We start from the raw sequence: 9,339 nt of genomic DNA, 5'->3' as shown, positions 1-9,339 counted from the left end.
GCGGTGATGCCAAGCAAGCCGAGCGCGCCGAGTTCGCCCCACAGATGCGCCGGGAATTCATTCGAGCGATCGATGTCGGCGGCGATCGGCGCGATGCGATCCTGGGCGAAGCGCCGCACCATGTCGCGCAGCGCCTCGATCTCCTCGTCATGCCCGAAGCTGAGCGTGTTCGTGTACATGCCGTTCCTCCCCGGTACCGATCCTCGCGCCAACCAGGCGCATTGTCATCGAAAGATATGTCGCCGTCACTTCCGCGATGGACAGCCGTTCGCCCGGCCGAAACCAGACGATGACCCCGGTCATCATCTGGATCAGCGCCATGGCCGTCAGGCCGGTGTCGTCGATGCTGAAGGCGCCCGTCTCGTCGCCGTCGCGCAGGATGGCACGCAGCTCCTTCTCGTAAGCAGTGCGCATGCGCAGTATCTGTGTCAGCCTTTCCGGCGACAGACTGCGCAATTCCATGTTCGACACATGCGTAGCGTGCCGTCGTTCGATGTGAAAGGCGATGTGATTGCGCACATAGGCCGAGAGCAGTTGCGCCGAATCTGCGTCCGCCGGGCGGGCTGCTTCCCATGCTGTGGCCAGACCTTCCATGTGCTCGCGCATCAGCGTGAACAGAAGCTCTTCCTTGGTTGGAAAGTAGCGGTAGAGCGCGGCGGCCTGGACGCCGACCTCGGCGGCAAGCTGGCGCATCGACATCGCTTCGTAACCAAGGCGCGCGATGAGGTTGACCGCCGCTTCGCGGATGGTCGCTTCGGTCTTTTCGCCATCGGACCCAGCGGTGCGTGCCATGTCAGCTCCTCTGTGGAGCAGTAATAAAACGAACGTTTAATTAATTCAAGGCGCTCAATCCAAAATCCACCTTCATGCAACGATCCTGAACCCAACAGAGGTGTTTTCAGCCGCCAACTCCTCGACGTCGACCTTGGAAACCGAAGCCCCGGCCGGCCCTTTCCAGAGGCGCTCGATCATTGTCGAGACCGCCTCTTCGAGCCCTGCGATCTGGGCCGTTACGGACCCGTCCGCCTCATTGCAAACCCAGCCCGCAAGACCACGGCTTGTGGCCTCATCCCGGGCCCAGGCTCTGAAGCCGACGCCTTGTACATTGCCGTAGACGCGCGCCTGCACTTTCCTGCGATGACCAGCCATGAATCTCTCCAAGCCTGTCTCGTTTTGAATCTGGCGCATGGCCTGAGGAATGCAACCTGGGAACTGCGCTCGGATGCAATCGCTGGGCCTTCTGGCTTTGAATTTAATTGACTCAGTCCACTAATTTTGGAAAATGGAGCTGCCTTATTGGGAGCTGGCCGCAGATGCTGGACGAACGCAACGCTTTGGTGGCCGATGTCAGGCGCTTCAATCGCTTCTACACGCGCACTGTCGGCCTTCTCGACGAGACGCTGACACAAAGTGCATTCACTTTGACCGAGGCGCGCGTGCTGTTCGAACTGGGTCACCGCAGCAACCCGGCTTCCGCCGAAATCGCCGGCGAGCGAGGTTTCCTGGCTGGGGCTTTTCGGCTGGAGAATGGCCCGGCGGCCTCCGAAATATCAAGACAGTTGCGTGTCGATGCCGCCTATCTGACGCGGATCCTGCGCAAGTTTGCGGGCCAGGGGCTGACCGAGGCCAGAACGGACCCGGCTGACCGGCGCCGAAGGGTCCTCTCGCTGACCTCAAGAGGCGAGGCAGCGCTTGCCGGACTGCAGGCGGCGGCCGATCGGGACACGGCGCGGCTGCTTGAAAGCGTCCCCGACGACAGGTTGCATGAACTGCGCAGCGCTTTGCGCAAGGCGGGGGAATTGCTGGGCGATCCCACCCGTGGCAGCAACGAGGTGACGTTGCGGCCGCATCGCGTCGGCGATGTCGGCTGGGTCGTGCAGCGCCAGGCCCAACTCTATGCCGACGAATATGGCTGGACGATCGAGTTTGAGGCCATGCTCGCCGAGATCGGCGCCGATTTCATTCGCAATTTCGTGCCCGGCCGCGATTTCTGCTGGATCGCCGAGCGCGATGGTCAGCCGGTCGGCGCGGTGTTCCTGGTTCATCAGGACGAGAAGGTGGCAAAGCTGAGAATGCTGCATGTCGAGACGTCGGCGCGCGGCCTCGGCATCGGCAAACGACTGGTCGCGGAATGCGTGAACCAGGCCCGGGCTTGCGGCTACACCAAGCTGGTGCTGTGGACCAACGACATCCTCGTTGCGGCGCGCGCGATCTATGAACGTGCCGGCTTCAGGCTGGTCTCGCAGGAGCACCATCACAGCTTCGGCAAGGATCTGACTGGCCAGACCTGGGAAATGGATTTGTAGGCAGCTTTTGCTGCCGGTTTGCTTGCAGACGCGATCCTAGTTTCCCCGTGCTGTTGCCAGCGCGCCAGGCAACTCCTCGGCAAAAATGTCGAGCTCATGGTCGAGGCCGACGCTGACGCGGATGCAGCGGTCGAGCACCGGCACCATTGGCTTGCGGATGAAGACGTCGCGTGACAGCAGGCCTTGCAGAATTTTCAGCGCGAAGGCGCCATCGCCGCAGCAATCGATGGTGATGAAATTGGTCGCCGACGCCAGCGGCTTCAGACCGTTCGCTTCGGCAATGCCGGCTATGCGTCGGCGGCCGGCCGCGACCCGCGCCACCACGCTTTGCAGATAATCCTGATCGGCGAGCGCCTCGACGCCGGCGATCTGCGCCATGCGGCTGACGCCATAATGGTTGCGGATCTTCTCGAAGTCGCGGATCACCTGGGCCTCGGCGATCGCATAGCCGCAGCGTATGCCCGCCAGCCCGTAAGCCTTCGAGAAGGTGCGCATGCGGATGACGTTTGGCCTGGAGATATCGATCGGCGGCAGCGCCGAGGCTGGTCCGAGTTCGCCATAGGCCTCATCGAGCACCAGCATGGTGGTTTCCGGCAGCGCCTCGATGAAGCGGATAATCTCGCTCGCCTCCCACCAGCTACCCATCGGATTGTCGGGGTTGGAGAGATAGACCAGCGGGGCCTTGTCCCTGCGCACCGCAGCCAGCAAGCCGTCCAGGCTTTCCCTGTCGTTCTCGTAAGGGACCGTCACCAGTCGTCCGCCGACACCGGTAATGTGGAAGTTGAAGGTCGGATAAGCGCCGAGCGAGGTGACCACAGCATCGCCAGGCGCGACATACATGCGTGCCACCAGGCTGAGCAGGCCATCTATGCCTTCGCCGACAACGACGTTCTCGGCCTTTACGCCGTGATGCGCGGCCACCGCCACCTTCAGATCGAAATTGTCGGGATCGCAATACATCCACATGTCGCTCGCGATCTCGGCCATGCGGGCGATGACGCGCGGCGAGGGACCAAAGCTGCTCTCATTGGCGCCGATGCGGGCGCGAAAAGAGCGGCCACGCTCGCGCTCCTGCGCTTCGGGGCCGACAAACGGCACCGTCGAGGGAAGCGCTGCGATGAGCGGCATGAGGGGAGGGCGCTGGTGCATGGTGGAAGCTCGCTTGAAAGGGCCTTCTTGCTAGCGCGCCGGATGGGTCGGTGCAAGTTGCCGCGAGACAGATCCGTGACGCTGGATTCTTTCGTCCCTTTTTGCTAGCGACACGCAATGAACAATCGTCTGCCGCCTGCCTGGTCCAAACACCTCAAGCCCGGTCCCGCGCCGAAGCCAAATCTGCCGATGGCAAATTCGCTTTCACGTGGGCAGGCCGACGAAGCGCTGTTGAAACAGGCTTACGCCCTGCAGCAGGCCAAACGGCTCAACGAGGCTCAAGACCTATGCCTTCGAGTTCTGTCGCGCACGCCAAATCATCCGCTCGCTCTGTATATCCTGGGGACCATTTGCCTGGGCTATGAGGACGAGGCGGCTTTGCGATATTTCGCGCGAGCGGTCAGTGAGGAAGATAAGAATCCCTATTACCATCTTGGCCTGGCTTCAGCTTATGTGAAGGTAAGTGAGTATTCCCCAGCAATAAAGCATATGCAATATGCCCTGGAGTTGCAACCAGACCTTATCGAAGCGCTTTGTGCATTGGCGGATGCTTATATTGATTTTGACAAACCCGAGATGGCTTTGCCGCTGTACGAGAAGGCACTGAAAATCAACCGGGATCATCCAAAGGTGCGGATCGGATTGGCCCGTGCACTTACCAGTGTGGGACGCATGGATGAAGCCGCTGGTTACCTCCATGAGGCAATCGAACGTCGTATCGCTGTGCCGACAGCCTACAACGATCTTGTGCAGACGCAAAAGTTTACTGAAGAGCCAAAAGAACTCAAATCCATTCTTGATGAACTCGGAAATCCCAAGCTTGACACGGACGGCGCGGAAAAGCTCCATCTGGCCGCCGGCAAGGTGCTGAACGACCTCAAGCGCTATAAGGATGCGTTCGAGCATTTCAACAAATCGAAAAAGGCCTCAGGCCGCCACTTCGATATAGGTCGATACCGTCTCTGGGTCGATTCGTTGATTGAGACCTTCACGCCGGAAATGTTGTCTGCGAGGACCGGCTTTGGAAATCCCTCCGAGGTTCCTGTATTCGTGGTCGGCATGCCTCGCTCTGGAACGACGCTTACGGAACAGATTTGCGCAAGTCATCCCGAAATTCATGGCGCGGGCGAGCTTATGAAGCTTAGGCGGGTCGCGAATGCGATCGGACTTAGAAAGTCATCTGCCAGAAATTTGAATCGAGCGATCGCGTCGATCACAAAAGACCTGTCCGGAACATTGGCAGAAGAGCATTTGGCTTATCTGAGCGAGCGAGCACCTACTGCCTCTCGGATCGTGGATAAGATGCCGCACAATTTTGAACTGATAGGCTTGATCGGCCTTCTCTTCCCCAACGCGCGCATCGTTCATTGCCGTCGTGACGCTATCGACAACTGCGTTTCTTGCTTTGTTTTGAGATTCGGCGAGGGACACAGCTACAATACTGATCTGAGAACGCTTGGCCTGTATTACCGCGAATACGACCGGCTGATGCAGCATTGGAACAAGGTTTTTCCAAACCTGATCTTCGAAAATAGTTATGAAACACTGGTCGAAGACCAGGAGGCGCAGTCACGCCGCCTCATAGATTACCTTGGGCTGCCTTGGGATGACGCCTGCCTGCGCTTTTTCGACAGGGACAGTTCGGTCAACACACCCAGCCGCTGGCAGGTTCGTCAGCCGATTTACAAATCTTCCGTCAAGCGCTGGAAGAATTATGAAAGCGAGATCCAGCCGCTGATTGAAGCGTTGGGCGACCTAGTGGACGCGTAGTTCAAGCGGGTCTGGCGTGCCTCTCATGCGCGCACGCACTGCTGAGCTGAAGAAGCGTAGGTATGGGCGTGATTACGCACCCGGTGATCCCAAACGCAATCACCCGGTTGGTCGACTATTTTCTTCGGGTCGACGCTCGAAGCGCTTGCTCGCCAACGCGCCGGCCACAGCTTTTGAAGGCTGCCTGTAAGACCGGATCTTGTGGATTCCATTGGTTTTTTTTGGTAGCTAGGGACCATGAACAACCGCCTGCCGCCCGCTTGGTCCAAACACCTGAAAACTCGGTCCGGACCGCAAAATCCGCAGTTGAAAGTCGCGCAGCCCAGGGCGGCCTCTCTGTCGCACGTCCAAGCCGATGACGCACTGCTCAGGCAGGCCCTCAACCTTCAGCAGGCAGATCGATTGGCGGAGGCAGAGGCGCTTTGCCAGCGCGTATTGGCGCGCAATCCCCGACATCCTCTCGCTTTGTACTTGCTGGGCACCTTTGCGCTCGATCTGGATGACGAGATGGCCATTCGATGTTTTGAGAGGGCCGTGAGGGAAGCACCTCAAAATCCGCACTATCACCTGACGCTGGGTGAAATCTATTTGAAGGTCGGCGAACATTCAGATGCGATCCGGCATTTTGAGGTTGCCTGCCAGTTGAAAGGCGACTGGGTTGAAGCGTTGTGCGCACTTGGCCGCGCCTACACCGAATTCGGCAAGGCCGATCTTGCGGTGCCGCTTTATGAGAAAGCGCTTGAAATCGACAGCGGCCGTTCCGCCATTCGAATGGGACTGGCCAACGCACTTGTAAGCCTCGGTCGGATGGACGAGGCGACAAGACACATGAAGGAGGCGATCAGCCGCCGCCAGGAGATCGCCGCTGCGTATAACGGCCTGGCCAGCATCCGACAATTCGTTGAAGAGCCGGCGGAATTGAAATCCATCCTGACCGAGCTGAAAAATCCGGAACTCGACAGGAAAAGCATACAGCAGTTCCATCACGCGGCCGGCAAGATACTGAACGATATCAGGCGCTACGACGAGGCGATCGGCCATTTTCGCCAGGCAAAGGAACTGTCAACCCGCCGCTTCGACATGGACTCCTATCGGCGCAGCGTCGATTTCATGATCGAGCTGTTCGACCCCCCGATGCTGGCCTCCAAGGCAGGTCATGGAAGCACATCGGACGTGCCTGTTTTCGTGCTTGGCATGCCGCGTTCAGGCACCACTTTGACCGAGCAGATCCTTGCTAGCCATCCCGATGTGCATGGAGCCGGCGAGTTGACAAAACTCCGGCGCATCACAAACAGGCTGGCGCCGAAAACGCGCTCGCCGGAGGAATTGCGAAGATCTATCCTGGACATGACAGTTGATCAGTCGAAGTCCCTGGCCGATGAATATCTCACCCATATCAGGCAACGATCGCCCGACGCGCGGCGGATAGTCGACAAGCTGCCGCATAATTTTGAGCTTATCGGCCTTATAAGGATCCTGTTTCCCAAGGCACAAATCATTCACTGCCGTCGCGATGCCATCGACAATTGCATCTCGTGTTATTTCCTGAGTTTCAACGAGGATAATATCTACAACGCCGATCTCCACACACTCGGACTGTATTATCGCGAGTACGACCGGCTTATGGGTCATTGGGACAAGATTTTTCCAGGGCAAATCCTGCAGAACCGCTATGAGGACATGGTCTCCGACCAGGAAGGCCAATCCCGCCGCCTGATCGACCATCTGGGACTGCCCTGGGACGACGCCTGTCTGCGATTCTTTGACAAGGGCGGTGCGGTGAACACGTTTAGCCGCTGGCAGGTTCGACAACCGATCTACACCTCGTCCGTCAGTCGCTGGAAGAATTATGGCAGCGCAATCCAACCGCTGATCGATGGCTTGGGCGATTTGGCTGGGAATTGATCCAGCCGCGAAAGCTCCGGCGCTGGCGGACTGGCGAATAGACCCGATTGCCGGAACTGTCAGGGCTCGGCGTCGTCGGCTGGCTATTATCTCGCTCGCAAACCTTCAAGAAGTGCAGGGGCTCGGTCTCGGGGCGGCGTAGCTGCGCTTTTGGCGAGCCAATGGAAAACCGGCATGAAAAAACCCGGCGGTTGCCCGCCGGGTTTCGATTTCGACAAGGCGAAATTGATTAGAAATCGCGCTGGAAGCGAAGGAGACCGCCGACATTGTCCTTCTTGGTCGCGGCGACCCAGACGGAGTCGTTGTCGATGGCGCCCTGGCCGACGCGCTGCCAGTCGACTTCGGCCGTGACCGTGAGGCCAGGAACAACGGTGTAGGCGACGTTCGCCGCGACGCCGATATCCTTCCAGTCGTCATACGAGGCCTGGAGGTTGAACGAGGTCTTTTCGTTGAACTTGTAGGTGCCACCGCCCCACAGAGCCCAGTTGCCGCCCCACTGCTTGTAGAAGCCGCGGCCGAGCGCGTCGATGTTGTTGGTGTGATCGTTGAGGTTGTCGTCGGTGCCGTAGCCCGCCATCAAGAACAGCGACAGTTCGTTGGTGGCGTTGACGTCCAGGCGAACCTTGCCGGCGACTTCCTCGTAGTTGCTGTCATACGACACAACACCGGTGATGGCGCCCCAGCCCTGCGTGTACTTCAGACCGCCGACGACATGCGGAACATAGCTGTCGATGGTGCCAACCTCACCCGAGCCTTCTTCGAGCGAAACCACGGCCGAGAGACCGTTGCCTGCATCGAAGTAGTACTGGATGACGTTGGTCTGGAAGTTGCCGTAGGGGACGATCGTGTCGTTGATGACGTTGCCGGCATAGCCGATGAACGTATCGAAGGCCGATTCGTCAGCACCGACGCGCAGGCCGCCGAGCTGGATCCAGGCGAATTCCAGAGCGCTGCTCTTGTTGCGCGCCTGCCAGCCGGCGCCGTTGCGGTTGGGGTTCGTGGTGCCACCAGGCCCGTCCACATCGCCAAAGTCACCGTAGCTGTTGCCGAAATTGATTCGGTATTCGGTGTAGGTCTTCAACGTGCCGAGCTCGGTTTCCTGGCCGGTCCAGGTCTTCAGCGTGAAGCGGGTCTGCTTCCAGTAGGTCGAGTCGTCGTCACCGTGCTGGTGATCCGTAACGTGGTTGACGCCGTCGAACGAGCCGCCGTCGCCCACACCGATGTCTTCACGGATATAGCCGCCGATGCGCAGGCAGGTCTCGGTGCCGGGGATGTAGAAGTAGCCAGCGCCGTATACGTCGCAAATCTTGACGTATTCAGCGGGTTCCGGCTCGGCGACGACGACGGCGTCGGCGGCGCGCGCACCGGAAACTGCGATCAGGGCCGCAGCGGAGCCGAGGAGAAGGCTCTTGATGTTCATTTTCTGACCTCCAGTCAAAAGTTAAAAAACGGGTCTGGGTATTCTTTGCTGAAGGACAGCGTTCCCTGCCCCATCCCCACTACCGAAAAAGATGCGCACCGCGCCGCTCCTTCGAAATCGACATTACTCATGAGGCGGCGGCGTTCAACCACGATCGTACCGGTGAAAGGGCTGCCTGGCTGCTATCCCCTGGCGTTGTTGCACAAATGACACGATTTGGCCTCACTCAGAAAGCTCTCGTTAACCATCAGGCCCGCCGCAACCCCTTGTTTGCCGCCGAATCCGGCGATGGACCGACGGACTCATGGCGAGTTCCCGAGTCGCTAGCCAGGAAACAACCGCAGAACCGCCACATCCCTGGAAGGTCGCGGTCCGGCGCCTTCTTATTTTTGCATATAATGGTGCGGGCTTGTTGATTGTGCCGGCGCTTTTCTTTATCCAGCGGCGCAACGGAGAGGTGGCCGAGTGGTCGAAGGCGCTCCCCTGCTAAGGGAGTAGAGGTCAAAAGCTTCTCGTGGGTTCGAATCCCATCCTCTCCGCCATCCTGCTTCGCGCTGCGCGCTTCGCAGGACAAGTCCCGACCTCCGCGCGAAGCAGGATGCCCTCCGAAGCCGTAGCGAAGGAGGGCTCAAACGCCTGAATTTCTTGCAAAACCCGCTGCGCGCTTCGCAGGACAAGTCCCGACCTCCGCGCGAAGCAGGATGCCCTCCGAAGCCGTAGCGAAGGAGGGCTCAAACGCCTGAATTTCTTGCAAAACCCGCTGCGCGCTTCGCAGGACAAGCCCCGACC

The 9,339-nt window shown here is 59.2% G+C and carries 8 protein-coding genes and 1 tRNA gene; 4 read left to right on the top strand and 5 right to left on the bottom strand.

What is annotated here, in order from left to right; translation table 11 throughout:
• The 3 genes from EN943_RS30960 to EN943_RS30950 form a co-directional block, all read right to left on the bottom strand.
• Positions 1 to 179, bottom strand: a 179-nt coding sequence (locus EN943_RS30960; RefSeq protein WP_206522841.1) for an acyl-CoA dehydrogenase family protein, incomplete at its 3' end; no start/stop codon positions are given.
• Positions 148 to 792: a TetR/AcrR family transcriptional regulator gene (locus tag EN943_RS30955; RefSeq protein ID WP_127415869.1), complete on the bottom strand. Its 645-nt coding sequence runs from the start codon at positions 790 to 792 to the stop codon at positions 148 to 150. The genes EN943_RS30955 and EN943_RS30960, both read right to left, overlap by 32 nt.
• A gap of 72 nt (positions 793 to 864) precedes the next feature.
• Positions 865 to 1,149: an acylphosphatase gene (locus EN943_RS30950; protein WP_127415868.1), complete on the bottom strand. Its 285-nt coding sequence runs from the start codon at positions 1,147 to 1,149 to the stop codon at positions 865 to 867.
• Positions 1,150 to 1,313: 164 nt separating this feature from the next.
• Here EN943_RS30950 and EN943_RS30945 point away from each other — a divergent pair, with 164 nt between their 5' ends.
• Entirely contained in the window at positions 1,314 to 2,306 is a 993-nt protein-coding gene (locus tag EN943_RS30945; RefSeq protein WP_127415867.1) for a helix-turn-helix domain-containing GNAT family N-acetyltransferase, read from the top strand.
• Between the two features lie 36 nt (positions 2,307 to 2,342).
• On the opposite strand, the gene EN943_RS30940 is transcribed toward EN943_RS30945, so the two are convergent.
• Positions 2,343 to 3,455, bottom strand: coding sequence for a pyridoxal phosphate-dependent aminotransferase (locus tag EN943_RS30940; RefSeq protein WP_127415866.1), 1,113 nt, complete (start codon positions 3,453 to 3,455; stop codon positions 2,343 to 2,345).
• A gap of 117 nt (positions 3,456 to 3,572) precedes the next feature.
• Between EN943_RS30940 and EN943_RS30935 the strand changes: the two genes are divergently transcribed.
• Entirely contained in the window at positions 3,573 to 5,225 is a 1,653-nt protein-coding gene (locus EN943_RS30935; protein WP_127415865.1) for a sulfotransferase, read from the top strand.
• Between the two features lie 237 nt (positions 5,226 to 5,462).
• Complete coding sequence (locus tag EN943_RS30930; RefSeq protein ID WP_127415864.1) at positions 5,463 to 7,130, top strand: sulfotransferase; 1,668 nt, start codon at positions 5,463 to 5,465, stop codon at positions 7,128 to 7,130.
• 229 nt (positions 7,131 to 7,359) lie between these two features.
• Here EN943_RS30930 and EN943_RS30925 read toward each other — a convergent pair whose 3' ends face one another.
• Positions 7,360 to 8,550: a porin gene (locus EN943_RS30925; protein WP_127415863.1), complete on the bottom strand. Its 1,191-nt coding sequence runs from the start codon at positions 8,548 to 8,550 to the stop codon at positions 7,360 to 7,362.
• Between the two features lie 451 nt (positions 8,551 to 9,001).
• Between EN943_RS30925 and EN943_RS30920 the strand changes: the two genes are divergently transcribed.
• Positions 9,002 to 9,092: transfer RNA gene (locus tag EN943_RS30920), tRNA-Ser, on the top strand.
• Positions 9,093 to 9,339 lie beyond the last annotated feature (247 nt).

It is taken from the genome of Mesorhizobium sp. M7A.F.Ca.US.006.01.1.1 (genome assembly GCF_003997935.1).
GTDB lineage: Bacteria > Pseudomonadota > Alphaproteobacteria > Rhizobiales > Rhizobiaceae > Mesorhizobium.
The sequence above is the reverse complement of the archived record's forward strand: the minus strand, read 5'-3'. Positions and strand labels throughout refer to the sequence as shown.

Coding starts and splice junctions, on each gene's coding strand:
- EN943_RS30930 (WP_127415864.1), top strand. CDS start 5,463: ATGAACAACCGCCTGCCGCCCGCTTGGTCCAAACACCTGAAAACTCGG.
- EN943_RS30935 (WP_127415865.1), top strand. CDS start 3,573: ATGAACAATCGTCTGCCGCCTGCCTGGTCCAAACACCTCAAGCCCGGT.
- EN943_RS30950 (WP_127415868.1), bottom strand. CDS start 1,149: ATGGCTGGTCATCGCAGGAAAGTGCAGGCGCGCGTCTACGGCAATGTA.
- EN943_RS30925 (WP_127415863.1), bottom strand. CDS start 8,550: ATGAACATCAAGAGCCTTCTCCTCGGCTCCGCTGCGGCCCTGATCGCA.
- EN943_RS30940 (WP_127415866.1), bottom strand. CDS start 3,455: ATGCACCAGCGCCCTCCCCTCATGCCGCTCATCGCAGCGCTTCCCTCG.
- EN943_RS30945 (WP_127415867.1), top strand. CDS start 1,314: ATGCTGGACGAACGCAACGCTTTGGTGGCCGATGTCAGGCGCTTCAAT.
- EN943_RS30955 (WP_127415869.1), bottom strand. CDS start 792: ATGGCACGCACCGCTGGGTCCGATGGCGAAAAGACCGAAGCGACCATC.